General features: G+C 42.6%; 16 protein-coding genes, 19 tRNA genes and 3 rRNA genes. All 38 read right to left on the bottom strand.

Annotated features, from left to right (window positions below):
- Positions 1 to 41 precede the first annotated feature (41 nt).
- Positions 42 to 129 (bottom strand) — tRNA-Ser (locus STRCR_RS02070).
- Between the two features lie 5 nt (positions 130 to 134).
- Positions 135 to 206 (bottom strand) — tRNA-Glu (locus tag STRCR_RS02065).
- 11 nt (positions 207 to 217) lie between these two features.
- Positions 218 to 291 (bottom strand) — tRNA-Ile (locus STRCR_RS02060).
- A gap of 33 nt (positions 292 to 324) precedes the next feature.
- Positions 325 to 395 (bottom strand) — tRNA-Gly (locus STRCR_RS02055).
- Between the two features lie 14 nt (positions 396 to 409).
- Positions 410 to 482, bottom strand: a tRNA-Phe gene (locus STRCR_RS02050).
- An 18-nt stretch (positions 483 to 500) separates the two neighbouring features.
- Positions 501 to 574, bottom strand: a tRNA-Met gene (locus STRCR_RS02045).
- 10 nt (positions 575 to 584) lie between these two features.
- Positions 585 to 674: transfer RNA gene (locus STRCR_RS02040), tRNA-Ser, on the bottom strand.
- 22 nt (positions 675 to 696) lie between these two features.
- Positions 697 to 770 (bottom strand) — tRNA-Ile (locus STRCR_RS02035).
- 22 nt (positions 771 to 792) lie between these two features.
- Positions 793 to 866 (bottom strand) — tRNA-Met (locus tag STRCR_RS02030).
- A gap of 5 nt (positions 867 to 871) precedes the next feature.
- Positions 872 to 945 (bottom strand) — tRNA-Pro (locus STRCR_RS02025).
- Between the two features lie 7 nt (positions 946 to 952).
- Positions 953 to 1,026 (bottom strand) — tRNA-Arg (locus STRCR_RS02020).
- A gap of 15 nt (positions 1,027 to 1,041) precedes the next feature.
- Positions 1,042 to 1,127 (bottom strand) — tRNA-Leu (locus STRCR_RS02015).
- 9 nt (positions 1,128 to 1,136) lie between these two features.
- Positions 1,137 to 1,208 (bottom strand) — tRNA-Gly (locus STRCR_RS02010).
- Positions 1,209 to 1,211: 3 nt separating this feature from the next.
- A tRNA-Thr gene (locus STRCR_RS02005) sits at positions 1,212 to 1,284 on the bottom strand.
- Positions 1,285 to 1,297: 13 nt separating this feature from the next.
- A tRNA-Leu gene (locus STRCR_RS02000) sits at positions 1,298 to 1,379 on the bottom strand.
- A gap of 5 nt (positions 1,380 to 1,384) precedes the next feature.
- Positions 1,385 to 1,457, bottom strand: a tRNA-Lys gene (locus STRCR_RS01995).
- 12 nt (positions 1,458 to 1,469) lie between these two features.
- Positions 1,470 to 1,542, bottom strand: a tRNA-Asp gene (locus tag STRCR_RS01990).
- A 120-nt stretch (positions 1,543 to 1,662) separates the two neighbouring features.
- Positions 1,663 to 1,735: transfer RNA gene (locus tag STRCR_RS01985), tRNA-Val, on the bottom strand.
- A 93-nt stretch (positions 1,736 to 1,828) separates the two neighbouring features.
- Positions 1,829 to 1,944 (bottom strand): 5S ribosomal RNA (gene rrf / locus STRCR_RS01980).
- Positions 1,945 to 2,073: 129 nt separating this feature from the next.
- Positions 2,074 to 4,971 (bottom strand): 23S ribosomal RNA (locus STRCR_RS01975).
- Between the two features lie 354 nt (positions 4,972 to 5,325).
- Positions 5,326 to 5,398: transfer RNA gene (locus STRCR_RS01970), tRNA-Ala, on the bottom strand.
- A gap of 202 nt (positions 5,399 to 5,600) precedes the next feature.
- Positions 5,601 to 7,157 (bottom strand): 16S ribosomal RNA (locus STRCR_RS01965).
- Together the 16S, 23S and 5S rRNA genes with 19 tRNA genes alongside form the textbook arrangement of a ribosomal RNA operon.
- A gap of 791 nt (positions 7,158 to 7,948) precedes the next feature.
- A complete protein-coding gene (locus STRCR_RS01960) occupies positions 7,949 to 9,355 on the bottom strand; it encodes an amino acid permease (RefSeq protein WP_004229144.1) in 1,407 nt (468 codons plus the stop codon).
- A gap of 142 nt (positions 9,356 to 9,497) precedes the next feature.
- Entirely contained in the window at positions 9,498 to 11,495 is a 1,998-nt protein-coding gene (ftsH, locus tag STRCR_RS01955) for an ATP-dependent zinc metalloprotease FtsH (RefSeq protein WP_004226139.1), read from the bottom strand.
- 25 nt (positions 11,496 to 11,520) lie between these two features.
- On the bottom strand, positions 11,521 to 12,066 hold the full coding sequence (gene hpt / locus STRCR_RS01950; RefSeq protein WP_004227471.1) for a hypoxanthine phosphoribosyltransferase: 546 nt from the start codon (positions 12,064 to 12,066) through the stop codon (positions 11,521 to 11,523).
- The gene (gene tilS / locus STRCR_RS01945) at positions 12,063 to 13,334 is read right to left on the bottom strand and encodes a tRNA lysidine(34) synthetase TilS (RefSeq protein WP_004228411.1); all 1,272 of its coding nucleotides are present in this window, start codon (positions 13,332 to 13,334) and stop codon (positions 12,063 to 12,065) included. The genes hpt and tilS overlap by 4 nt, the downstream gene beginning before the upstream one ends.
- Entirely contained in the window at positions 13,331 to 14,635 is a 1,305-nt protein-coding gene (locus STRCR_RS01940) for a serine hydrolase (protein ID WP_004229782.1), read from the bottom strand. The genes tilS and STRCR_RS01940 overlap by 4 nt, the downstream gene beginning before the upstream one ends.
- Positions 14,625 to 14,738 (bottom strand): SP_0009 family protein, encoded by a 114-nt coding sequence (locus STRCR_RS01935; RefSeq protein ID WP_004226303.1) that lies wholly within the window; start codon positions 14,736 to 14,738, stop codon positions 14,625 to 14,627. The genes STRCR_RS01940 and STRCR_RS01935 overlap by 11 nt, the downstream gene beginning before the upstream one ends.
- A gap of 2 nt (positions 14,739 to 14,740) precedes the next feature.
- Positions 14,741 to 15,115 (bottom strand): FtsB family cell division protein, encoded by a 375-nt coding sequence (locus tag STRCR_RS01930; protein ID WP_004227453.1) that lies wholly within the window; start codon positions 15,113 to 15,115, stop codon positions 14,741 to 14,743.
- Entirely contained in the window at positions 15,108 to 15,374 is a 267-nt protein-coding gene (locus STRCR_RS01925; RefSeq protein ID WP_004228454.1) for an RNA-binding S4 domain-containing protein, read from the bottom strand. Before STRCR_RS01925 ends, STRCR_RS01930 begins: the two co-directional genes overlap by 8 nt.
- An 84-nt stretch (positions 15,375 to 15,458) precedes the next feature.
- The gene (gene mfd, locus STRCR_RS01920; RefSeq protein WP_004229780.1) at positions 15,459 to 18,968 is read right to left on the bottom strand and encodes a transcription-repair coupling factor; all 3,510 of its coding nucleotides are present in this window, start codon (positions 18,966 to 18,968) and stop codon (positions 15,459 to 15,461) included.
- A complete protein-coding gene (gene pth / locus STRCR_RS01915) occupies positions 18,961 to 19,530 on the bottom strand; it encodes an aminoacyl-tRNA hydrolase (protein ID WP_004226887.1) in 570 nt (189 codons plus the stop codon). The genes mfd and pth overlap by 8 nt, the downstream gene beginning before the upstream one ends.
- A 76-nt stretch (positions 19,531 to 19,606) precedes the next feature.
- Positions 19,607 to 20,722: a redox-regulated ATPase YchF gene (ychF, locus tag STRCR_RS01910; protein WP_004227405.1), complete on the bottom strand. Its 1,116-nt coding sequence runs from the start codon at positions 20,720 to 20,722 to the stop codon at positions 19,607 to 19,609.
- A gap of 216 nt (positions 20,723 to 20,938) precedes the next feature.
- Positions 20,939 to 21,295, bottom strand: a complete 357-nt coding sequence (locus STRCR_RS01905; protein WP_004229275.1) for a helix-turn-helix domain-containing protein — start codon at positions 21,293 to 21,295, stop codon at positions 20,939 to 20,941.
- On the bottom strand, positions 21,292 to 22,098 hold the full coding sequence (locus tag STRCR_RS01900; protein WP_004226006.1) for a CPBP family intramembrane glutamic endopeptidase: 807 nt from the start codon (positions 22,096 to 22,098) through the stop codon (positions 21,292 to 21,294). Before STRCR_RS01900 ends, STRCR_RS01905 begins: the two co-directional genes overlap by 4 nt.
- Before the next feature lie 148 nt (positions 22,099 to 22,246).
- A complete protein-coding gene (locus tag STRCR_RS01895) occupies positions 22,247 to 23,128 on the bottom strand; it encodes a diacylglycerol/lipid kinase family protein (RefSeq protein WP_004228086.1) in 882 nt (293 codons plus the stop codon).
- Positions 23,125 to 23,316 carry a DUF951 domain-containing protein gene (locus STRCR_RS01890; RefSeq protein WP_004225386.1) on the bottom strand — a complete coding sequence of 64 codons (192 nt, stop codon included), beginning with the start codon at positions 23,314 to 23,316 and terminating at the stop codon, positions 23,125 to 23,127. The genes STRCR_RS01895 and STRCR_RS01890 overlap by 4 nt, the downstream gene beginning before the upstream one ends.
- A gap of 637 nt (positions 23,317 to 23,953) precedes the next feature.
- Positions 23,954 to 25,090 carry a DNA polymerase III subunit beta gene (gene dnaN, locus STRCR_RS01885; RefSeq protein WP_004226435.1) on the bottom strand — a complete coding sequence of 379 codons (1,137 nt, stop codon included), beginning with the start codon at positions 25,088 to 25,090 and terminating at the stop codon, positions 23,954 to 23,956.
- Positions 25,091 to 25,193: the final 103 nt, after the last annotated feature.

Here is a 25,193-nt window from a genome sequence, read left to right as displayed (position 1 = left end):
CAAAACGAGATATCTTCCGATAACTCGTTACTTCACTAATACGGAGAATGGGGGATTCGAACCCCCGCGCCAGTTTCCCGACCTAACGATTTAGCAAACCGTCCTCTTCAGCCTCTTGAGTAATTCTCCAACAATAGTCCGTACGGGATTCGAACCCGTGTTACCGCCGTGAAAAGGCGGTGTCTTAACCCCTTGACCAACGGACCTTTGTCGCTAATGGGCACAAGTGGACTCGAACCACCGACCTCACGCTTATCAGGCGTGCGCTCTAACCAGCTGAGCTATGCGCCCAAACTCTTGTTTGGTTTATAATTTTCATTATAAAGCGGGTGACGAGAATCGAACTCGCGACAACAGCTTGGAAGGCTGTAGTTTTACCACTAAACTACACCCGCTAATTAAAACTAAATGGCGCGAGACGGAATCGAACCGCCGACACATGGAGCTTCAATCCATTGCTCTACCAACTGAGCTACCGAGCCTCCCTACCCTATCAGGTATTGCGGGAGCAGGATTTGAACCTACGACCTTCGGGTTATGAGCCCGACGAGCTACCTAACTGCTCCATCCCGCGATGATATTAAAGGAGGATGTGGGATTCGAACCCACGCGTGCTCTTACACACCTGACGGTTTTCAAGACCGTTCCCTTCAGCCGGACTTGGGTAATCCTCCAATTGAAAATAACTAAGTAATATGGACCTTGTAGGACTCGAACCTACGACCGCTCGGTTATGAGCCGAGTGCTCTAACCAGTTGAGCTAAAGGTCCAAAGTCACCCATATCCTAATAATAGCGGCGAAGGGGATCGAACCCCCGACCTCCCGGGTATGAACCGGACGCTCTAGCCAGCTGAGCTACACCGCCAAAAATCGGGAAGACAGGATTCGAACCTGCGACCCCTTGGTCCCAAACCAAGTACTCTACCAAGCTGAGCTACTTCCCGTATCTGATGCACCCTAGAGGATTCGAACCTCTAACCGCCTGATTCGTAGTCAGGTACTCTATCCAGTTGAGCCAAGGGTGCTTATCTATGCTATTATGCCGAGGACCGGAATCGAACCGGTACGAAGGTTCCCCTTCGCAGGATTTTAAGTCCTGTGCGTCTGCCAGTTCCGCCACCCCGGCAAATCCTCAAGCGAACGACGGGATTCGAACCCGCGACCCCCACCTTGGCAAGGTGATGTTCTACCACTGAACTACGTTCGCAAATGCCGGCTACATGACTTGAACACGCGACCCTCTGATTACAAATCAGATGCTCTACCAACTGAGCTAAGCCGGCCTATTGCTTCCTATGCGGGTTAAGGGACTTGAACCCCCACGCCGTTAAGCGCCAGATCCTAAATCTGGTGCGTCTGCCAATTCCGCCAAACCCGCATCTATGACCCGTACTGGGCTCGAACCAGTGACCCTTTGATTAAAAGTCAAATGCTCTACCAACTGAGCTAACGAGTCTCCTCTTACTAACGGTCCCGACGGGAATTGAACCCGCGATCTTCGCCGTGACAGGGCGACGTGATAACCGCTACACCACGGGACCTATTCAAGTAATTCTATTCGAACTAAAAAGCTAGTATTGAGAGCAATCCTCTTGAAGTCCTTAAACCTCTGAGCGATTCCTAAAATCAACCGCTTTTTTTACGTCCTCATTACTTAATCATGGGAGTTAACGGGATCGAACCGCTGACCCTCTGCTTGTAAGGCAGATGCTCTCCCAGCTGAGCTAAACTCCCTCGCGGGGCTTAGCTCAAACTGGTCCCTGTCGTGCGCTAACGCTTCGACAAAGTCGAACTTCCGTCCTCCTTAGCTGAGCTAAACTCCCTATCGCTAAGCGACTCCCTTATCTCACAGGGGGCAACCCCCAATTACTTCAGGCGTGCTAGGACTTAACTGCTGTGTTCGGCATGGGAACAGGTGTCTCTCCTAGGCTATCATCACTTAACTATGAATGGGTTAGGTGGGAAACGTCGTTTCCTGATTCCCCAACCCAAACAATCCTCTGGATTGTTTGTGCACTCAAAATTGAATACCTATCTATTGTACCAAGCTCAACCTCTCGCTGTCAATACCTTTGGATAAGTCCTCGAGCGATTAGTATTGGTCCGCTTCACATGTCACCATGCTTCCACTCCCAACCTATCTACCTGATCGTCTCTCAGGGCTCTTACTGATATAAAATCATGGGAAATCTCATCTTGAGGGGGGCTTCACACTTAGATGCTTTCAGCGTTTATCCCCTCCCTACATAGCTACCCAGCAATGCTCTTGGCAGAACAACTGGTACACCAGCGGTAAGTCCACTCTGGTCCTCTCGTACTAGGAGCAGATCCTCTCAAATTTCCTTCGCCCGCGACGGATAGGGACCGAACTGTCTCACGACGTTCTGAACCCAGCTCGCGTGCCGCTTTAATGGGCGAACAGCCCAACCCTTGGGACCGACTACAGCCCCAGGATGCGACGAGCCGACATCGAGGTGCCAAACCTCCCCGTCGATGTGAACTCTTGGGGGAGATAAGCCTGTTATCCCCAGGGTAGCTTTTATCCGTTGAGCGATGGCCCTTCCATGCGGAACCACCGGATCACTAAGCCCGACTTTCGTCCCTGCTCGAGTTGTCGCTCTCGCAGTCAAGCTCCCTTATACCTTTACACTCTGCGATTGATTTCCAACCAATCTGAGGGAACCTTTGGGCGCCTCCGTTACCTTTTAGGAGGCGACCGCCCCAGTCAAACTGCCCGTCAGACACTGTCTCCATTGACGTTTAGCCAATCGGGTTAGAGTAGCCATAACACAAGGGTAGTATCCCAACAGCGCCTCTGCCGAAACTAGCGTCCCGGCTTCTATGGCTCCTACCTATCCTGTACATGTGGTACAGATACTCAATATCAAACTGCAGTAAAGCTCCATGGGGTCTTTCCGTCCTGTCGCGGGTAACCTGCATCTTCACAGGTACTAAAATTTCACCGAGTCTCTCGTTGAGACAGTGCCCAAATCATTACGCCTTTCGTGCGGGTCGGAACTTACCCGACAAGGAATTTCGCTACCTTAGGACCGTTATAGTTACGGCCGCCGTTTACTGGGGCTTCAATTCATACCTTCGCGTTACCGCTAAGCACTCCTCTTAACCTTCCAGCACCGGGCAGGCGTCACCCCTATACTTCATCTTGCGATTTCGCAGAGAGCTGTGTTTTTGATAAACAGTTGCTTGGGCCTTTTCACTGCGGCTGACTTTAAGCCAGCGCCCCTTCTCCCGAAGTTACGGGGCCATTTTGCCGAGTTCCTTAACGAGAGTTCGCTCGCTCACCTGAGGCTACTCGCCTCGACTACCTGTGTCGGTTTGCGGTACGGGTAGAGTATACATTAACGCTAGAAGCTTTTCTTGGCAGCGTGACATCACTCACTTCACTACTAAACTTCGCTCCCCTTCACAGCTCAACGTTACAGAACTAAGCATTTAACTCAGTTCACGCCTCACTGCTTGGCCAGACACGTCCAATCGTCTGGTTGAGTTAGCCTTCTGCGTCCCTCCTTCACTCTATACTCTAGTACAGGACTATCAACCTGTTGCCCATCGGATACACCTGTCGGTCTCTCCTTAGGTCCCGACTAACCCAGGGCGGACGAGCCTTCCCCTGGAAACCTTAGTCTTACGGTGGACAGGATTCTCACCTGTCTTGCGCTACTCATACCGGCATTCTCACTTCTATGCACTCCAGCACTCCTCACGGTATGCCTTCATCACACATAGAACGCTCTCCTACCATCCCTTTCGGAATCCACAGCTTCGGTAAATTGTTTAGCCCCGGTACATTTTCGGCGCAGGGTCACTCGACTAGTGAGCTATTACGCACTCTTTGAATGAATAGCTGCTTCTAAGCTAACATCCTAGTTGTCTGTGCAACCCCACATCCTTTTCCACTTAACAATTATTTGGGGACCTTAGCTGGTGGTCTGGGCTGTTTCCCTTTCGACTACGGATCTTAGCACTCGCAGTCTGACTGCCGACCATAAATACTTGGCATTCGGAGTTTATCTGAGATTGGTAATCCGGGATGGACCCCTCACCCAAACAGTGCTCTACCTCCAAGATTCTCAATGTCGACGCTAGCCCTAAAGCTATTTCGGAGAGAACCAGCTATCTCCAAGTTCGTTTGGAATTTCTCCGCTACCCACAAGTCATCCAAGCACTTTTCAACGTACTCTGGTTCGGGCCTCCAGTGAGTCTTACCTCACCTTCACCCTGCTCATGGGTAGGTCACCTGGTTTCGGGTCTACATCATTGTACTCACTCGCCCTATTCAGACTCGGTTTCCCTACGGCTCCGTCTCTTCAACTTAACCTCGCACAATAACGTAACTCGCCGGTTCATTCTACAAAAGGCACGCTCTCACCCATTAACGGGCTCGAACTTCTTGTAGGCACACGGTTTCAGGTTCTCTTTCACTCCCCTTCCGGGGTGCTTTTCACCCTTCCCTCACGGTACTGGTTCACTATCGGTCACTAGGGAGTATTTAGGGTTGGGAGATGGGCCTCCCAGTTTCCGACGAGATTCCTCGTGTCTCGCCGTACTCAGGATCCTGCTAGGCTTATAAACGATCTCAAATACGAGGCTGTTACTCTCTTTGGCGACCCTTCCCAGAGTCTTCTTCTATCATCTATAAGTCCTCATTGCAGTCCTACAACCCCAGAATGTAAACATCCTGGTTGCCCTCTTGCCCTTTCGCTCGCCGCTACTCAGGCAATCGCTTTTGCTTTCTCTTCCCGCAGCTACTGAGATGTTTCAGTTCACCGCGTCTTCCCTCAACTAATCTTAACAATTAGTGATGACAACCTGTAGTTGCCGGGTTCCCCCATTCGGATATCTCTGGATCTCTGCTTACTTACAGCTCCCCAAAGCATTTCGTCGTTAATCACGTCCTTCATCGGCTCCTAGTGCCAAGGCATCCACCGTGCGCCCTTATTAACTTAACCTTATTAATTAACTCATTAAATATTTACAGCGTTTCGGTTTATTTTCTTGTTACTATTTGATAGATATTCAATTGTCAATGGACAAGTGCATGATATCAAGATCCGGTGCGACCTGTCGCAAAACTTGCGTAGAATAAGGAGACAACCAACGACGTGTCGCTAAGACACTAGGTGGTTTTGACTTATTCCTAGAAAGTTTAGGATCGTATTCTAATATCAGCTTATCTAGTTGAACACGAGATTAATTTCTTAGGAAAAAAGATAAATCTCCTTGTGTGCAAGACACACTGCGTCGATTTCCTATTTTTCTACAGAAATTTCGGCAAGCCGAACATCTCTTTGTATCCTAGATAATGGAGCCTAGCGGGATCGAACCGCTGACCTCCTGCGTGCAAAGCAGGCGCTCTCCCAGCTGAGCTAAGGCCCCACAAAACCTCTGAAAACTAAATAGACACTCCCCAAAACGTGCTTCCGTAGCTAAATAAGGGTACCATTAACCTTATCGGCTAAATTGTACTCGGGCTAAAAGCTTGTGATTTAGATAAACCACCTTGTATGCAAGCATACTGCCTTGGTTTCCTAAAATCAAGTCGCTTTTAAACGCCCTCCGTTACTTAGTTTTTCCTTAGAAAGGAGGTGATCCAGCCGCACCTTCCGATACGGCTACCTTGTTACGACTTCACCCCAATCATCCGTCCCACCTTAGGCGGCTGGCTCCCGAAGGTTACCTCACCGACTTTGGGTGTTACAAACTCTCGTGGTGTGACGGGCGGTGTGTACAAGGCCCGGGAACGTATTCACCGCGGCGTGCTGATCCGCGATTACTAGCGATTCCGACTTCATGGAGGCGAGTTGCAGCCTCCAATCCGAACTGAGATTGGCTTTCAGAGATTAGCTTGCCGTCACCGGCTTGCGACTCGTTGTACCAACCATTGTAGCACGTGTGTAGCCCAGGTCATAAGGGGCATGATGATTTGACGTCATCCCCACCTTCCTCCGGTTTATTACCGGCAGTCTCGCTAGAGTGCCCAACTCAATGATGGCAACTAACAATAAGGGTTGCGCTCGTTGCGGGACTTAACCCAACATCTCACGACACGAGCTGACGACAACCATGCACCACCTGTCACCGATGTACCGAAGTAACTCCCTATCTCTAGGGATGGCATCGGGATGTCAAGACCTGGTAAGGTTCTTCGCGTTGCTTCGAATTAAACCACATGCTCCACCGCTTGTGCGGGCCCCCGTCAATTCCTTTGAGTTTCAACCTTGCGGTCGTACTCCCCAGGCGGAGTGCTTAATGCGTTAGCTCCGGCACTGAGTCCCGGAAAGGACCCAACACCTAGCACTCAGCGTTTACGGCGTGGACTACCAGGGTATCTAATCCTGTTCGCTACCCACGCTTTCGAGCCTCAGCGTCAGTTACAGACCAGAGAGCCGCTTTCGCCACCGGTGTTCCTCCATATATCTACGCATTTCACCGCTACACATGGAATTCCACTCTCCCCTTCTGCACTCAAGTTTAACAGTTTCCAAAGCAAACATTGGTTGAGCCAATGCCTTTAACTTCAGACTTACTAAACCGCCTGCGCTCGCTTTACGCCCAATAAATCCGGACAACGCTCGGGACCTACGTATTACCGCGGCTGCTGGCACGTAGTTAGCCGTCCCTTTCTGGTAAGATACCGTCACTTGAGTAACTTTCCACTCTACTCAACGTTCTTCTCTTACAACAGAGCTTTACGATCCGAAAACCTTCTTCACTCACGCGGCGTTGCTCGGTCAGGGTTCCCCCCATTGCCGAAGATTCCCTACTGCTGCCTCCCGTAGGAGTCTGGGCCGTGTCTCAGTCCCAGTGTGGCCGTTCACCCTCTCAGGTCGGCTATGTATCGCAGCCTAGGTAGGCCTTTACCCTACCTACTAGCTAATACAACGCAGGTCCATCTGATAGTGGTGCCATTGCACCTTTCAAGTCATTAACATGAGTTAATCACTATTATGCGGTATTAGCTATCGTTTCCAATAGTTATCCCCCGCTACCAGGCAGGTTACCTACGCGTTACTCACCCGTTCGCGACTCTTCTTCCTTGTGAGTGCAAGCACTCGGTAAAAAAGAAGCGTTCCACTTGCATGTATTAGGCACGCCGCCAGCGTTCGTCCTGAGCCAGGATCAAACTCTCATTAATGCTAGTTTGTCCGGCTAAGCACTCTGGCTTATCCGTTTATTGTTCCTTGACAGGTTAATCTCTTAACCCGCACGTCTTGGTTCGTCTCTATTCAGTTCTCAAAGGTCTTGTCCCCTGTCGAGGACAGCTCCTTTATTCTAGCAAACACCTACCGCTCTGTCAATACTTTTTATTAAATTTTTTTATTTTAAAAAGTAGTGCTAGGATAGGATAATAAAATTGGAGATAAAAATAATTTTCATTTTGGAAATTATTTGCCATTACTTATGTTTCTTAAATATAGAGAAATAAAAAATGAACAAAATTAGATTTTTCGTTATTAAAAATCTAGCTCTGTTCGTTCTTTAATTTTGTTGTCGAAATTTTTATATAAGGTTGAGACAAGTTCTGCTTCTTTTATACTGATCTAGAATTACCAGATTGACGCAGTGATTAAGAGTAGAACTTGTTGGTTATATCGACTTCTAGTCTTCCCTCTGCATTCATTAGGTACTTTTGCACCAATGAACCACTGCTGTTTGGCCTTCTACAATGGGGCTTCTTATAGTTTTTAAGCATCCACTTTAAATAATGCAATGGGCTGTTTAAAGTAGACGCAAGTGATAGGTCAAACAATCTGAGAGACTGTTTGAGAAAATCAATATCAACTGTGTGAAGGTGGAATTGAAATGCTCCAGTGGAACTTAGCAGTCTATCCCCAGACTGCCAAAGCCTACCACTTAGAAGCAGGAAAATAGCTGAGATCTGAGTCTTAAAATGGGAGAGCGTGGAAAATCAAAATCGTGATTTTATCATGATTTACTAATTTTTGTCCCACTCTCAGAATTTTTATAACCATAAAGAAAATAGATAAGAAGACCAATAAGCACAGAAATACCAAAGGCGATCCAGGTAACAGTCATAAATTGACTCATGAGAGATAGACAGATAATGATTGAAATAATCGGTAAAATTGGGACTAAAGGTGTCTTAAATTGATCCTTCTGGGGGGTTCCTTTGTCCTGACGCAGCTTAATCAAGGCTACTGCAAGGACAATCAAATAAGCTAAAGTACAGATATTAACAAACTCTGCCAAAGCTGCTAGAGGAACAATACCAGCAAAGATAATGGCGAAGATTCCAACTAATAGTGTCGCATTATCTGGAATCTTCGATTTTTCTGAAATATGGCGGAAGGATTTCGGTAAAAGTCCATCTCGACTAATACTATAAACTGTTCGTGAAAGAGCGTAGGTCATCGAAATACAAACGGTAATTAAGGTTAAAATGGCTACAGTCGAAACGTAGTTAGCAGCCCATGACAAGCCAACATGACGCAGGGCAAAAGCAACAGCATCAGCAACACCAAGCTTAGTGTAATGAACAATACCCGTTAAAACAAGGGTAACCACAATATAGACAATCGTCACAATAATCAAAGATAGAGTAATTCCGCGAGGAACTGTTTTTTGCGGTTCCTTAGCCTCGTCAACTGCCATAGACAACGATTCAAAACCAAGAAAGGCGAAAAACATAATCGATGCTCCAGCAACAATTCCCGTCTTACCACCATAAAGTTGACCAAATCCAAAAGGCATGAAGTTTGACCAATTATCTGGTTTGATAAAAAAGAAACCAGCGATAATAAAGAGGGCTAAAGCTGAAAATTTCAAGATAACCAAGAAGCTATTAAAGCGTAAAACTGATTTAGAATTCATCATAACCAGAGCTGTTACAGCTACCATAACCAAGACAGGTAACAAATCAACATAGGTCCCTTTACTTGGATCAAAAGTTCCATTAAGTGCTGTAGGCAAGGTAATATTAAAACTGGCCAAAAGCCCCTTTAAGTAAGCTCCCCAGCCTGAAGCAACACTGGAAATGGCAATCAGGAATTCCATTATAATCATCCAACCGACCATCCAAGCTGGAAACTCTCCTAAAGTTGCATAAACATAGCTATAGGCGCCGCCGTTTGCAGGTAAGCGAGATGCAAATTCTGCAAAGAAGAGGGCCGAAATACCAACAGCAACAGCAGCAATAATAATGGAAATAACCAGACCTGGTCCAGCATAGTTAGCAGCACCAATACCAGTAATAGTAAAGATACCTGTTCCCACCATCGAACCCAAACCAAGAAAAACGAGGTCAATAACCCCTAAACTTCTAGCCATTTCTGCTTTGGCTTGACGCGGGTCTTTTTTTCGAAAAATATTCACTTATCTCTCCTTGAATTTTTTATAGTTGTAAGTTTATCATAGGGAAAAATGATTGTAAATACTTTTTGAGATAAAGCAAAATTTAAGACCTAAAACAGAGATATTCGAAAACAAAAGAAAAAGGAGAACCTCTCTCCTTTTCTTAATTATCACTGCTGCTATCGGTCTCAGACATTTTTTCTTTCACTTCATCATAAGAAAGAGCATGGTTGTCATCTCCCGAATTTTCTAAATCCTCTTCAGGCATCTTACCTGTTTCGTAGATAGATTTAATTTGGGCAGCATCCAAAGTTTCATATTTGAGCAGAGCTTCTGCAATCAGCTTATGGGTTTCGCGGTTAGAATTGATAACATCGGCAGCCTTATTACGGGCTTCATTCAAGAGTTGGCGAACTTCTTCATCAATCATAACAGCTGTTTGAGTAGAATAAGACTTATCAGTTGGCATTTGACCTGGATTCATAGCATGATTGCCTTCATACTGAACAGGTCCAAGTTTATCGCTCATACCATATTCAGCTACCATAGCCCTAGCTAGGGCAGTGGCTTGTTCAAAGTCATTTGAAGCACCCGAAGTTTGAACATTAAAAATAATTTCTTCAGCAACACGACCACCCATAAGACCAGCCAATTGTTCTTTCAACTCATCCTTAGAAAGGAGGTTCTGATCTTCCTTAGGTAAGGAAATCATGTAGCCACCGGCACGCCCTCGAGGAACGATGGTAACCTTATGGACATCTCGAGCACTTGAGAGAACCAAACCAACAATGGTATGGCCAGCTTCGTGGAAAGCCACAATTTGCCGTTCTTTTTCAGAGACCTTTTTATCTTTTTTAGAAGGACCTGCAATAACGCGGTCTTCAGCTTCGTCAATATCGCTAGCGTCAATCTTGGTTTTATTGCGACGAGCCGCAACAAGGGCAGCTTCATTCAAGACATTTTCAAGGTCCGCACCAACAAAGCCTGGAGTTTGCTGGGCAATCACCTTGAGGTCAACATCATCCTTTAATGGTTTATTTTTAGAATGGACTTTAAGAATAGCTTCTCGACCCTTGACATCAGGACGACCAACTAAAACTTTCCGGTCAAAACGTCCAGGACGAAGAAGAGCTGGATCAAGGACATCGCTCCGGTTGGTTGCAGCAATGACAATGATACTTTCATTACCTTCAAAACCATCCATTTCGACTAGGAGTTGGTTAAGAGTTTGTTCACGTTCATCGTTTCCGCCGCCCATACCGGCACCGCGACGGCGACCGACAGCATCAATTTCATCGATGAAAATCAGAGCTCTCTCAGCTTTCTTGGCATCCTCAAAAAGGGAACGAACCCGGCTAGCACCGACACCGACAAACATTTCCACAAAATCAGAACCTGAAATGCTGAAGAAAGGAACACCAGCTTCACCGGCAACTGCCTTAGCTAGGAGAGTTTTACCAGTTCCGGGAGGGCCTTCAAGGAGAACACCTGTCGGAATGCGGGCACCCAAAGCCCGATACTTCTTCGGATTTTTTAAAAAGTCAACAACTTCAACCAGTTCTTGCTTTTCTTCCTCTGCACCAGCAACATCAGAAAAACGAACCTTAATATCATCCTTGCTAGCAGCCTTAGCCTTGTTGCGACCGAAGCTCATGGCACCACGAGCTCCACCGCCGCCTCCTTGACTCATCATAAAATAGAAGAGCAGTCCCATAATAAGTAATGGAACAAAGAGACTAAAGACATAGGACATGATTGCCCCACTGGAACTTTCAGGGACCACCTTAATTTTAGTACCAGATTCATCAGCTGCTTTTTCCAATTGATTCATGGAAGAATCGCTGGGTAAAATAACTGAAGTGAATTTTGTAACCTTTTCAGAACTATCAGAATTCAAAAGGTTGAAACTTGAGCTATTTGACGAAACCTTCTTAGCCTTGGCATAATCACCAGTCACTTTTACAACACTACCACTAGGTTGATAAGTAACCGATTTGATCTCACCTTTTTTTATTTCCTTAACCAAGGTTGAGTAACCAACTTCTCTAGTCTGGCCAGAGGAACTGCTAAAATAAAAGTTTGCAGCTGTCACTGCCAAAACAATGACAACCAGATAAATATAGGCATTTTTGACAAGCCCATTTTTATTTTTATTATTCATTGGCTAATTAAAAACTTTCTAATACTTAGTTTGCGTAAATTTCTTCCTTGAGAACACCGACATAGGGAAGATTGCGATATTTTTCATCATAATCAAGACCAAACCCGACTACAAATTCATTAGGAACATCATAGCAGACGTAGTCAGCATCAATATCTACAACTCGACCCTCAGGTTTATCAAAGAGGGTGACAATCTTAATAGACTTAGCCTTACGGTATTTAAACATATCTCGCAGATAAAGGAGTGTTCTTCCTGTATCGATAATATCTTCGACAAAGATGACATCGCGGCCTTCGATATTAGTATCAACATCTTTTAGAATTTTAACTTCACCGCTACTTTGGGTGCCACCTTGATATGATGAAACCACCATAAAGTCAATTTCAATATGTATATCAATATGCTTAATCAATTCAGCCATAAAGGGAACAGCTCCCTTTAAAACGCCAACAAGTAAAGGATTTTTCCCTTGGTAGTCCTTTGTTAATTGCTTACCAAGTTCCTCAGCCTTAGCCGTGATTTCTTCAGACGAATAAAGCACTTTTTCAATATCGTTATCTAAGGTCATAAATCACCAATTTCTTTAGTTTTTATACACAATTTAGCTTTAATTGTAACACACTGGGGAGCTTTTCTCAAATATAAGTGTCCATTGACAAGGACAAAGAGAAGGATGCCATCCTGTTCACCTACAATGGCTTTATTACGCTCTTTTGATGGAATTTTTTCGTCAATAAAAAGACGGCGTAACTTTTTATGAAAATCGCCAAAATCAATCCGATCACCAGATTGTCTTGGCCGTAAAATAATAGGTTTCAGACTGGTTAAGGGAACCTCTCCTGTCTGATTAAATTCAAAACTATTTTGACCAATACTGACGATTTTGCCATATTCTAACACTTTCCTTGCAAAAGTGCTATCCGTCTCAGGGCCGATTTTATCAAGCCAAAATTGCTCTTTTCTCAAATGTAGATAGTAGCCTGATTTTAGGTAGCTATCTTCCTCCCGCTTGTTTTCTCTTAGCCTGTCTAAAAGAGCTGTAAACTGTCTTCTGGACAACTCCAAATCTGTAAATTGGCTCAAATAATCTTGCAGAAGATAATATTGAACAGCTGCGGTTTTCTGTTGAAAAGTCTGCAAATTTGTTGCTTCTAATTCAGAACTTAAATCAGAGAGAGCTGTTAAAAGATACGTTGTCTCTTGACCTAATTCTCTAAGGGCTGTTGATAAATTAGGATTTTCTCGGGCTAGATTAGGGAGATAGATATTACGAATCCGATTACGCAGATAGTTCTCACTCGCATTAGTCTCATCCTCAAAATGAAAAACCCGAGGTAGGTCAGACTTTTTAACGTTTAGAAAAGGACGAATCAATTGACCTGGGCCAAAGTTTTGGATTATTTTCATACCAGCCAAATGCCTGAGTCGACTTCCTCGTAAAAGACGCATAAAAATAGTCTCAGCTTGATCGTCCGCATGGTGGGCTGTCACTAAGGCCGTATAACCTTCTTTCTGCATGACCTGGTTAAAGAAACTATAACGAAAGGAACGCGCAGCCTTTTCTGAAAATTTTCCCGTAAAATCAGTGACAAAAAAGGGCAGCTGATGCTGGTCAGCCCACTTTCTCAAATAAGCTTCTTCCTCATCAGACTGAATTCGCTGTTTATGATTAACATGGGCAATGCCAATAGAGATTGCTAAATCTTGCTGATGTTGATGTAAGAAATGGAGTAAATTCATTGAATCTACTCCACCGGATACGGCTATTAAGACCTTATCATGGTCAGTAAAATAACCTTCTTTTTGAATGGTTTTTAAAATCTTTTGATAAATCATTTTAACATTCTGTAGATATCATCAGCAATAGCTGTAATATCATCATAGCTAGCATTTTCCGTAAAGATAGATAGAACAAAGGGTGTTTCACCATAGACAATAGCCACATCGTGGCGATAATCGTAAGCATCCCCAATCTTATGGGCTACCTTGACAGAAATATCCTTAGAGATTCTCTGATCATCATAGTCAGTTGAAGAGAGGTAGTTGGTGATATCACCATTTTGCTTATAGATAGCCTCCATCATCAGGCCGGCTGTCTTAGCAGAAACCTTACGGCTCTTCATGTCCCAATCTTGACCAATAGCTGACTTGATGGTTTTATGGAAATCCTTGTCATATTGATGAGCTACATAATAACCTAAAATATTGGTCGCAACATTATCAGAAGACCGAGTAATTCGTTTTTCTAAGTCTCCGACACTGTATGGCTTATTATCAGCCGTTTTACTAAGATTTCCGCTGCCTTCTGGCTTATAAGCATCCTTAAAATCATTAACTGCTGGCGTGTAAGTGAAATTCTGAGAACTTTTAATTTTCCCTTTATTAATTTGTTCCTGCACATAGTAAAGCAAAGGAAGCTTGCTGACACTGGCAGAATAGATCATCTTATCGGCATTGATTTGAGCAGTCTTGCCAGTATTAAGCTGCTTCACGTAGATACTGTACTTATCTGCCTTATTGTACTTAGCCTGCAGCAGGTCTTGTATCAACCTAATTCTATCATCATGCTTAGAAACTGCCTTAGCATCAATCCAACCCTGCCCCTGCACATAGAGGTAGCTGCCATGCTGAGTTTTAGCCCTTTGAGTTACCTGAATTTTACTATAGGTTGGCAGATTTGTTTTTTTAGGAACTTGTCCTGCAACGTAAGGTTTGTCGTAAAGAGTTACCTTGTCATGAGTCCAATAACTTTTTGACTTTTTAAAAACTTCTTGTTTTTTTATCTGGTCATCATAAAAGTCTCGATAGCTAGCCTTGACATAGTTACCGTTAGCTAATTGAAAAATTGGCATCCCTTTTTTATTTTCAAGCAGTTTCTTAATAATAATTTTTGAATCTGGCTGAAGCTGACCGTCTTGTTTAGTCAAGTTAGGATCTAAATAAGTTTTTACCTTGGTGTAAACATTAGGATTAGCGGGAGTCTTAGCAAAATAGACATAGGAAAAATTTCTTGTTGGTCCTTCCTCATCCTTAGTATTGCGATCACCTCTGGCTATCGAAAATGAAACAAGAAAAACTTGCAGTAAAACCAAAAAGGCAAAGAGTTTTACTGTCCCGTTGCCTGTTTTAATCCTCATGAGAGTCCTCCACTTTTAAGGATTGATTTTTTTGATGGAGCTCCTCTAATTTTTCATCAGAGTAAGCCAAAAATTTCTCAATAGTTTCAATCAAATTTTCCATAATTATTGGGGAACCAATTCCGGAACGATGAACGTAACTTCACCAGAATCAGAATAATGATACTTGGCACGAGCGTATTTTTCAACAAATTCATCATCTTTGAGCTGCTCAGCAAGTTGTTCTTCCTTACTTGTTTGAGCCTTGGTTTTCTTATAATTTGCCTTCAGTTTAACAATTTCTGCTTTTTTATTTTGCAAATCGCGGTAACTAGAAACCAGATTATAGGTTGGTAGAATAAAAAGCAAAATGACAAAAATCAAAGTCCAACCCATAAAACGATGACGTTTGCGGGCTTCTTCTTCCTCATAGCGCTTGGTCAGGTTATTCTCTTTAATATAATCATTGTTCAGCTGAACAACCTTATCAGTCTTACTCATCCACTGCTACCCTTTTTTCACTCAAAATCTCATACATTTTTTGGGCATCGTCTCTTTTAGTACTGTCTTTCATCTCTAACACGCGCACCGTCAACAGCTTATTACCAAAGCGAATTTCGATCTCATCATTCAACTTTAGGTCGGTTGATGATTTAGCCAAAATCCCATTGACCTTGATACGGCCCTTATCAGCTACCTCCTTAGCAACAGGACGACGCTTAATGATGCGAGAGACCTTTAAATATTTATCTAATCTCATTTTTCCTCCAGAATTCGAGAGAAAATCTCTCTCATACCTGTAACTTTCCCTATTTTATCATGAATTTTAAAAAAACGCAGGACTTTATACCTTTTCAGCAGCTTTTCGACTCTTGATTTCTAAAAATTTCTGGCCGAATTTTTTCAATTCCTCTAAAATTTCATAATCTTTTTTCTGACGGACATCAAAAATAACTTCGATTTTACCTTGATGCTCGCTGATCCTAGCCTTCAAATTAGTTACTGACAAAGCTTCAAAATAATCTTGGGTTAAAAAGAGAGTCTGGCTGACTTTTTCAAAACGGACAATTACTTCCCCATTCTTCTTTTCAACGAGTTGAACGAAAACACTGTCCAGATATGACTTAACCAAACCAATTTCTAATAGATAAGCTACCTGATCAGGATAATCGCCAAAGCGATCAATTAATTCAGACTGAAGATTTTCATAATCCTCCAACACAGAAATTTCTCGAATTCGTTTGTAAATTTCAATTTTTTGCCGCTCATCACTGATGTAATCAGCAGGAAGATAGGCATCAATACCCAGATTGATTTCAGCATTGCCCTTCTGACGAGCCTGACTTCGTCCTTGTTTATGGTGAATAGCTTCTTCCAGCATCTGTGAATAAAGTTCAAAACCAACCGAATCAATAAAGCCGCTCTGTGAAGCCCCCAAAATATTACCAGCTCCGCGAATAGAGAGATCTCGCATAGCAATTTTAAAGCCCGAACCTAGCTCAGTAAATCCCTTGATGGCATCCAGCCGCTTTTCAGAAGCCTCTGTCAAAACCTTGTCAGGCTGATACATGAGGTAGGCATAGGCAATTCGATTGCTGCGGCCAACCCGCCCCCGCAATTGGTAGAGAGTAGATAACCCCATTCGGTCAGCATTTTCAACAAAAAGGGTATTGACATTAGGCATATCAATGCCTGTCTCGATAATCGTTGTGGCTACCAAGACGTCATAAACACCATCTAAAAAATCAAAAAGAGTATTTTCCAGTTGAATTTCACTCATCTGACCGTGAACCACACCAATATTAGCTTCAGGAACCAACTCCTGCAGTTCCATAGCCTTGCGGTCGATAGTTTCAACACGATTATAAACATAGAAAGCTTGACCACCTCGGCTGATTTCTCGCATGATAGCTTCGCGAATCATACCAGAATTGGTTTCCAAAACATAGGTCTGAACTGGATAGCGATTAGTCGGTGGGGTTTCAATGACCGATAAATCCCGAATACCTAGCATAGACATGTGTAAGGTCCTAGGAATAGGGGTAGCAGTCAAAGTTAGAACATCAGACTTTTTCTTGAGTTCCTTGAGTTTTTCCTTGTGCTTAACGCCAAAGCGCTGCTCCTCATCAATAACAATGAGACCCAAATCCATAAATTTCAAATCTTTGGAGAGCAAACGGTGGGTCCCGATAATAATATCAATTTGCCCCTTGGCTAGAGCAGACAGAGTCTGGCTCTGTTCCTTTTTGGTTTGAAAGCGACTGAGAACACCAACCTGGACAGCATAATTTTCAAAGCGTTCCTTAAAATTATTATAATGCTGCTGGGCTAAAACCGTTGTTGGCACTAAAACAGCAACTTGTTTGCCATCATTGACCGCCTTAAAAGCTGCTCGCATAGCTACTTCAGTCTTACCAAAACCAACATCGCCGACTAAAAGTCGATCCATAGGCTTGTCGGATTCCATATCCTGCTTGACTTCCTTGATAGACCTCAGCTGGTCATCCGTTTCAACATAGGCAAAATCATCTTCAAACTCCCGTTGATTGTCATCATCAGCTGAAAAGGCAAAACCTTTGAGCTGACTGCGTTCAGCGTAGAGTTTCAAGAGGTCATCAGCGATGTCTTCAACCTGCCTAGAAACCCTTTGCTTAGCCCTTTGGAAACGACCATCATTGAGCTTATTGATTTTGGGCTCTTTGCCATCGCTGGCCATATATTTGGAGAGCAACTCAATTTGCTCAACTGGGATAGAAATCGTATCAGCATTCTGGTATTGGACCGTCAGGTAGTCTCGGTGCACACCCTGAATTTCAATAGTTTCAATGCCAAGAAAACGCCCGATACCATGAACATTGTGGACAACATAGTCGCCCTTTTGCAGCTCATTATAATCCTTAAGCCGCTCAGCATTGCTGACATTCTGCCTGCGAATCCGCCGTTTTGGAGTCTTGTGGAAAATTTCTTTTTCTGTAATCAGGACCAGTTTTTGATCCGCAAAGTAAAAACCGTTGGTTAGAGACCCCTGAGTCAACTGAGCCTCCCCTTCACGCAAATCACCAGCTGCTACTATTGGCAGGTCACAATCATACTCCCGCAGACTTTCCTGCAACTTTTCCAGTTTGGCTTGTGAATCAGATTGGAGAACAACCGTTGCCCTAGTCTTGAGATAACGATTAACTTCATCCACCAAGAGCGGAATTTGATTGAAAAATTCCTGCATAGCATACTGGGTGAAATTATAAATTTTCTGGAAGCGAATATTGCCCAGTCCCTTGTGAAAATTTGAAAAGAAACTGGCAGGTTGATAATTTCTCAGGTCCTGAAAGATATCCGCAAAGTAGACCTGATTTGAAAGAGCCTGATGTTGCTGCAAATTTTCGGTCAGATAATTAGCAATTTCTAGATTTAACGTGGCATTGCGATCAGTTAATTTTTGAAAATCATCAAAGAAAATTGGTGTTCCCTGAGGTAGATAATCTAAAAGGCTATAGGTCTTATCGTAAAAATAAGCCAGAAACCTTTTAAAATCCTGATGCCGATAGCCATCAGCCAGCGTAGTATAAAGACCATCCAAATAGTCCTTAAGTTGATCATTTTGAGCTCGCTCTAGTTCCAACTCTAACTTAGCTAGAGCCCTTCGCCGATCGTCTTCCGTCAGTATAGTCTCATCAACAGGACTCAGGGTAAAACTTTCCAGATTTTCTAGCGATTTTTGACTCTCAGGATCAAAAGTTCGCAAGCCATCTAGTTCATCTCCGAAGAATTCCAAACGGTAGGCCCGATCTGTCTGACCATCATAGATATCTAAAATATCCCCCCGCTGACTAAATTCACCCGGAGAGAATACCTGAGAAACCTTATTGTAACCAAGACTGGTCAAGGTCTTGACTAGACTGGCCAAATCATAGTCCTGTCCAACTGTGAAAGTCAAAACAAAACGGGCATAATCCTCAGGTTTAGGTAACAGGACCCTAGCTCCCAAGAGACTAGTCACCAAAATCCCAGATTTAGTTTCATCCAGCAGAAAATTAAGACTTTCCACCCGAGAAAGAGATTTTTCCTGCGAAGCAACAACGAACTCTGCCCCGACAATATCATCCGCAAAAAATTGATAGACCGAGTCGTCACCAAGGAAAGAAACTAGATCACTGGCTAGGTTTTCAGCCTCATTCTGACTGGCCGTCAAGATGACCAGCTTGCCTTGATTAGACAAAAAGTTTCCAGCAATAGCTAAACTCTTACTGGCACCACTTAAGCCCATAACTAACTGTCGGCCCAGCAGAGCTGTCTTATCCTGCCATTCTTGCAGATGCTTGTTTTGATTAAAAAGATGTAAAAGTGTCTTATCCATTGTATTTTTGCATGGTCTGTTCAAAATCACCAGACTCCAAATAAAAGTTAACCGCAGCAGCCACTCGTTCCAGAGAAGCTAAAATTGTTGCATAATCATCCTGACTAAATGCAGACAGAACATAATGGACCACCTTAGCTCCTGTCTTGGGCCGACCAATACCAACCTTAATTCGGTCAAATTCCTGACTACCGATATACTTGATGATCGATTTGATACCATTGTGGCCGCCAGCCGATCCCTTTTGCCGGAAGCGAATCTTCCCAACTGCCATATCTAGATCATCATAGATAACCAGTAGATCCTCAACAGCGATATTAAAGTAGGTCAAAAGAGCCTGAACAGCCTGACCACTTTCATTCATAAAAGTCAAGGGCTTAACGAAATAGACCTTCTCACCATTGAGAAAGGTTGAACCGACTAAAGCCTTAAAATTTTTATCCTCTGTGAAGGTCACATCGAGATGCTTCACAATCTCATCAATAGCCATAAAACCAATATTATGCTTAGTTTTATCGTATTTTGAACCTGGATTTCCCAGACCAACAATCAATTTTGTCATTTTAATTTTTCCTATTTCAGAAAGACCAAAAGGACTGGAAGAAGGTTCCAGCCTTTCGTTGCTATCATTTTTTCACTCAAACATTAAAGCGAAATTCCATAATATCGCCATCTTGGACCACGTAATCCTTACCTTCTTCACGCAGACGACCGGCTTCCTTAACCGCTTTTTCTGAGCCATAAGTTATCAAATCGTCGTAAGACATAGTCACAGCTCTGATAAAGCCCCGTTCAAAATCTGAGTGAATGATACCAGCAGCTTGCGGAGCCTTGATTCCTCGCTTGAAAGTCCAAGCTCGCACTTCCTTCTCACCAGCGGTAAAATAAGTTCCCAATCCAAGCAAATGGTAGGCTGCGCGTGTCAGCTTATCCACACCTGACTCACTCAAGCCCATCGCTTCAAGAAATTCGCCCTTATCTTCATCATCCAACTCAGAAATTTCTTCCTCAGCACGCGCTGAAATGACGACTACTTCGGCATTTTCTGTTGCTGCGAAATCACGAATTTGCTTAACATAATTAATGCTATCTGGATCAGCAACCTGATCTTCATTGACATTAGCTACATAGAGGACTGGCTTAGCTGTCAGAAGAAAGAGTCCTTTGACAATCTTTTGCTCCTCCTCAGTAAACTCAACGGTACGTGCTGATTTACCATCTTCAAGAACTGGCTTGATCTTTTCAAGAACAGCAAACTCAGCAATCGAGTCCTTATCCTTTTGTGTACGTGCAATCTTCTCAACACGCGCATAGCGTTTATTGATAGATTCTAGATCAGCCAAGATCAATTCCAAATTGATCGTATCAATATCCGCCAGAGGATCGACAAAGGCACCTTCACGTCCCTGCTCCCGCATGACATTTTCATCATCAAAAGCACGCACCACATGGACAATAGCATCTACTTCGCGGATATTAGCCAAGAATTTATTTCCCAGACCCTCACCCTTAGAAGCCCCTTTAACAATACCAGCAATATCGGTAAATTCAAAAGTCGTTGGTACTGTTTTTTTAGGTTTAATCAACTCCGTTAATTTTTGCAGACGGCTATCTGGCACCTCAACCATTCCGACATTGGGATCAATAGTGGCAAAAGGATAGTTGGCAGCCTCTGCCCCCGCCTTGGTGATTGCATTAAAAAGCGTTGATTTTCCAACGTTGGGCAAACCAACAATACCAGCTGTTAAAGCCATGAATTTTAGTCTCCGTTCTCTCTTCAGTCAAAAATTATTATACCATAAAACATACTAGATAAGGTGACCTTTTTCAGTGTACATTTTTTAGTTTTAAACAACCCAAAAATAAACAGTAGACATGAAAATCTACTGCATCACTGAAAAATATTTCCGAAAATCACTGATAGGCTTGATAAAAATGGTAGAAAAAACTGCACGACACCACAAACTTCTCTATCTGTCTCCTAAAGCACCAGCTAGAGCACCAATAGATAAAAAGATTAAGAAACAAATGATAATAACCAATCCTCGGTTTTTATCACAAAATTCCCAAATATTCATAGGCCGATTGCCATCTTTTTCAATAACCCGCTCAATAATTTTTTCTGGCTCTTTGCCTAATATTAGCTGGTCTAAACTTACTTGAAAAATCTCTGCCAGCTTGACCAAATTATCTAAATCAGGAGTTGCTTCTCCATTTTCCCACTTGGAAATAGCCTGACGAGAAATAAATAATTCTTGGGCTAAAACCTCTTGAGAAATATTTTTAGCCGAACGTAATGATTTTAGCTGTTCTGAAAAAGTCGTCATAATCTTACCTCAATTGTTTTGGTTAGACGGTCTCTAAATCTGTAAAAAATAATTAAAGCTACTAGTAATAAGAATAAACTGTGCATCAAGATAGCTATATGTGATTCTGAAAATCCCAATAAAACCAGCATCATCCGAGTAAAATGAACTCCACCGTGAACAGCTACAGCTGCCCAAGTTGTCTCAAAGATACATTTCAGCAAATAAGCTAAAAAAGCTAAGCTAAAAGCAATGAACATCGTTAAGAGGCCAGATACTAATCCCTCTCTAAAAATATGGAAGGCATGAATTAGGGTAAAGAGTCCGCTAGTTATGAAGAGGGAAACAATCGGTGAGTACTTGGTCCGTAAAGCTTGGGTCATGTAACCGCGAAAGATCAGCTCTTCTGGAAATCCTTGAACCAGAAAAGCAGCCGAAAAGGACGTTAAAGTATAGATGAAAATGTTAGCCAAACTAAGCTTTCTTTGAATTTGAAACGGATTGTCATGGAAAAGAAATCTAGCGATGACCGACCCTAGAAAAATTAGAGCAGCCGTCAACAGGAAAGAGAGCAGAAATCCTTTGACCGACTTCTTATTAAAGGATAAATTCAAGGCCTTCCAAGTTTGCTTATCCAATACCTTGATAAAAAATAAGGCATAAAATAAATAGCCAAGAACAAAAATTGGACCACTAGAGACATTTCCATACAACCCATTAGATAATAAAGCTAGCAGACTGTTAAAGGGCAAGAATCCAACTGTCGCTAGTAGTACCTTCATTAGGGGCGAGAAAAATGACTCTCTCTTTACTTTCATCATCATGGTAAAACTCCTTTCGTTTTCTAAGCTTAGTATAGACGAGAGAAGCCTGTTTTCCTAGCACTTTCACCAGCAACTAGAGGTTGCAAAACTGGTCCAAAGCCTGAAAATAAAAGGAAAGTAATAGTTGCTGATGGCAATTTCTTACAAACTATAAATAAATCTTTCTCTTTTGAGCTGTCAGAGTCATCTGCTGACATTGAAGAATTTCACCATCAACTGCCAACAAGGTTTTATCTGGAAAAGTCAAAGTCAGACCATCCAGTAACGCATGATTTAAGTAAGAGGAAGTCTCATGTTTTTTTAAGACAAGGGTCAATAAAATCACCAAACGCTGCCAAAAATTTTCCCCTTTAGCATAAACGAGATGCAAATTTGAGTCAAATACCGTCGCACTAGGCCAAATCATAATGCCCCCGCCAAAATAAGTATTATTAGCTAGGGAGAAAAAGTAAATGTCCTTAACTTCTAAAAGCTCACCACTCCCCTTCTTAAGCTGAACACTAGCCATCGGCTTTTTAAAGAGAGATAAAATAGCTATTAAAACATAGGTCATTTTTCCTAGATGAAACCGATTGAGCCCAGACTTAATTTTAGACTGAGCTGCCTGCTTGACTACCCAAGCTGAAAAGCCGAGATCCAGGCTATTAAGTAAGATACCTGCCTGATCTACAAAAATAGTAATTTCTCTTGTACATCCAGTTAAAAGAGTTGCCATAGTCCCATCTAAATCTGGTAGTTGTAAGGCTTTAGCAAAATCATTACCTGAACCAACTGGGTAATAAGCAAAAGGAATGTCCTCTGGTAAATAATAAAGCACCTTAGACAAAGTACCATCACCTCCTAAAATCAGAAGACGATCCCCATCTGCCCAAGAGCTTAGTACATGGTCTACTTGATACTTTTCATCATCCGGACCAGTCGTATAAACTATTTCCTGATCAAGTTGAGGATAATCTTTTTGGATTTTTTCCACAACTTGATGGGCTTTGTGGGGACCAGCATTCGGATTGGCAATAATAAAAAGAGTCATAAGACATTCTTTAGCTTTCGCTCAAAATCATGACGACTCATCATGACGACATGATCACAATTAGTACAGCGAATCTTGATATCAGCCCCTAAACGCGTCACTTCCCAGCAGTTAGCCTTCTTACCAGTCTCCTTAATAGTGCAGGCATGAGGCTTTTTCATTTCAACCAAAGAACCTACCTGATACATAGATACCTCCAAAACATCTAAATATTAGCCTTATTATAAACAAAATGCCCTAAGCTGACAAATCTATAAAAAGATACCAAGCAAGGAAAAATAATATCATTAAACATTACTAGTTAGTAAGAAAATTGAATGACCCCAACACAAGTTAGGATCACCTAATTATGACAATCGTCGACAGTAACAAGCTAGACTGACGAATTATGGTTTAGAGAAGTCATATCAAAGAAAGCTAATTTCTTGCGATGCGATAAGATAAAAAAAAAGAATCTGACCAAGCAATCAAACAGTTCCAGGAGATTATGAAAAATACGGCAGTCTGAGGTACATAGTGAGTTAGACTGTCGTATTCTAGGGAAAGTTTATGGACCGCATCGCAGTGGTTGATTGGAAGTACTTATCTCTTTTTATTATTTATAGAGGATAGCGCCCTCCCTAATCAACTGTGCGGGGGTGAGACTACAGAATTGCATCGATTGCTAGGCAATACCGATTTGTGTCTTACTCCCAAAAGAAGAAGCCTGACTGATATCAGGCTTCTTCCGGAGATTATGAAAAAGAAAAGTTTATTTAGGATTGATTATAGTATAGCTTTGAGCACTTAATTTCTGCTTAAATTTCAAAAGTTTAAAAACTCTTCTTAGTTAGTCCGAACTGGAGTAATCAGCTGGATAAAGTTTTCACCATCATCACCTGGTGTCAAAGTAAATGGACGAACTGGCGATATGAAACGAATCCGAACCGTCTCACTCTTAAGAGCCTTGAGGGATTCAATTAAGTAAGTTGGATTGAAACTGATAGTTAAATCATTGCCGCTTGTTTCAAGAGTATCAATTTCTTCATTGACTTTACCAACTTCGGGAGAATTAACATGAGCCGACACCTTGCCATCTACAATTTCCAACTTAACAGTACCATTTTGAGTAGCATTAGAAATCAAATGAGCCCGCTCCATAGCTGAGCGAAGATTATTGGTATCGAAAAGAATTTCGGTTTCAAAATCACTAACTAAAAGTCGATCAGTATCTGGATAAGCCCCTTCTAACATCCGAGCATAAAAAGAAATCGTTTCACTTCTGAAAAGAATTTGACTGCCCGATAGAAAGACCTCAACAGTTTCAATATCATCACCAAAAACAGCTGAAAATTCACGCAGAGAACGGCTTGGCAAAACGACATCAAAGTTATCCCCAGAATTTTCCAAAACAAGTTTACGCTGGCTCATTCGATGAGAATCGGTAGCCACAGCCTTGAAATTCTTATGCTCTGTTAAAACCAAGTGAATTCCTGTTAAAATTGGCCGACTTTCCTGAGTGCTGGCAGCAAAAGCAGTTTCAGCAATCAAGGTTTTCAAAACCTTGGTTTCAAAAACTAAGGGATTGCTAGTCGCAACTTCCTGCAGGCGAGGGTATTGCTCAACATCTTTCCCTTTGAGGGTAATTTCTGATTTACCGCTGGTCAAAAGGACCTGACTGTGTTCAATTTCTTTAAAGTCGAGACTAATATCTGGTAAGCTGGAAATGATATTAATAAAAAAGTTGGCTTCCAGTAAGATGCTGCCTGTTTCTGAAATTAAGAGACCAGCATTTTCATCATTGCTAGCAATTGAGTTTTCAATTGAAATCTGACCATTAGAGCCTGTCAAGGTGATACCAGTTGCATGGACATCAATCTTAATGCTAGAAAGAATAGGAATAGCATTTTTGCTACTAATAGCTCTTTTAGTGGTATTTAAAGCCTGCAAAAAGAAGGCTTTATTAATTGAAAAATTAATCATGGGAACTCCTTTATAGTATTAAGTATAAGTTTAGTAGTAGTAGTAGGTCTTGTGGAGAGCGTGGATAAATCGGATTAACCTAGCTAGAGCAAGGCTAAGATGT

Origin of the sequence: Streptococcus criceti HS-6 (assembly GCF_000187975.2) — a bacterium.
In the GTDB taxonomy this organism is placed as follows: domain Bacteria; phylum Bacillota; class Bacilli; order Lactobacillales; family Streptococcaceae; genus Streptococcus; species Streptococcus criceti.
This window is presented reverse-complemented; position numbering and strand designations above follow the sequence as displayed.

What these genes read in the sequence shown, in the direction of transcription:
- ftsH (WP_004226139.1), bottom strand. Translation starts at nt 11,495, where the DNA reads ATGAATAATAAAAATAAAAATGGGCTTGTCAAAAATGCCTATATTTAT.
- hpt (WP_004227471.1), bottom strand. Translation starts at nt 12,066, where the DNA reads ATGACCTTAGATAACGATATTGAAAAAGTGCTTTATTCGTCTGAAGAA.
- tilS (WP_004228411.1), bottom strand. Translation starts at nt 13,334, where the DNA reads ATGATTTATCAAAAGATTTTAAAAACCATTCAAAAAGAAGGTTATTTT.
- STRCR_RS01940 (WP_004229782.1), bottom strand. Translation starts at nt 14,635, where the DNA reads ATGAGGATTAAAACAGGCAACGGGACAGTAAAACTCTTTGCCTTTTTG.
- STRCR_RS01935 (WP_004226303.1), bottom strand. Translation starts at nt 14,738, where the DNA reads ATGGAAAATTTGATTGAAACTATTGAGAAATTTTTGGCTTACTCTGAT.
- STRCR_RS01930 (WP_004227453.1), bottom strand. Translation starts at nt 15,115, where the DNA reads ATGAGTAAGACTGATAAGGTTGTTCAGCTGAACAATGATTATATTAAA.
- STRCR_RS01925 (WP_004228454.1), bottom strand. Translation starts at nt 15,374, where the DNA reads ATGAGATTAGATAAATATTTAAAGGTCTCTCGCATCATTAAGCGTCGT.
- mfd (WP_004229780.1), bottom strand. Translation starts at nt 18,968, where the DNA reads ATGGATAAGACACTTTTACATCTTTTTAATCAAAACAAGCATCTGCAA.
- pth (WP_004226887.1), bottom strand. Translation starts at nt 19,530, where the DNA reads ATGACAAAATTGATTGTTGGTCTGGGAAATCCAGGTTCAAAATACGAT.
- ychF (WP_004227405.1), bottom strand. Translation starts at nt 20,722, where the DNA reads ATGGCTTTAACAGCTGGTATTGTTGGTTTGCCCAACGTTGGAAAATCA.
- STRCR_RS01905 (WP_004229275.1), bottom strand. Translation starts at nt 21,295, where the DNA reads ATGACGACTTTTTCAGAACAGCTAAAATCATTACGTTCGGCTAAAAAT.
- STRCR_RS01900 (WP_004226006.1), bottom strand. Translation starts at nt 22,098, where the DNA reads ATGATGATGAAAGTAAAGAGAGAGTCATTTTTCTCGCCCCTAATGAAG.
- STRCR_RS01895 (WP_004228086.1), bottom strand. Translation starts at nt 23,128, where the DNA reads ATGACTCTTTTTATTATTGCCAATCCGAATGCTGGTCCCCACAAAGCC.
- STRCR_RS01890 (WP_004225386.1), bottom strand. Translation starts at nt 23,316, where the DNA reads ATGTATCAGGTAGGTTCTTTGGTTGAAATGAAAAAGCCTCATGCCTGC.
- dnaN (WP_004226435.1), bottom strand. Translation starts at nt 25,090, where the DNA reads ATGATTAATTTTTCAATTAATAAAGCCTTCTTTTTGCAGGCTTTAAAT.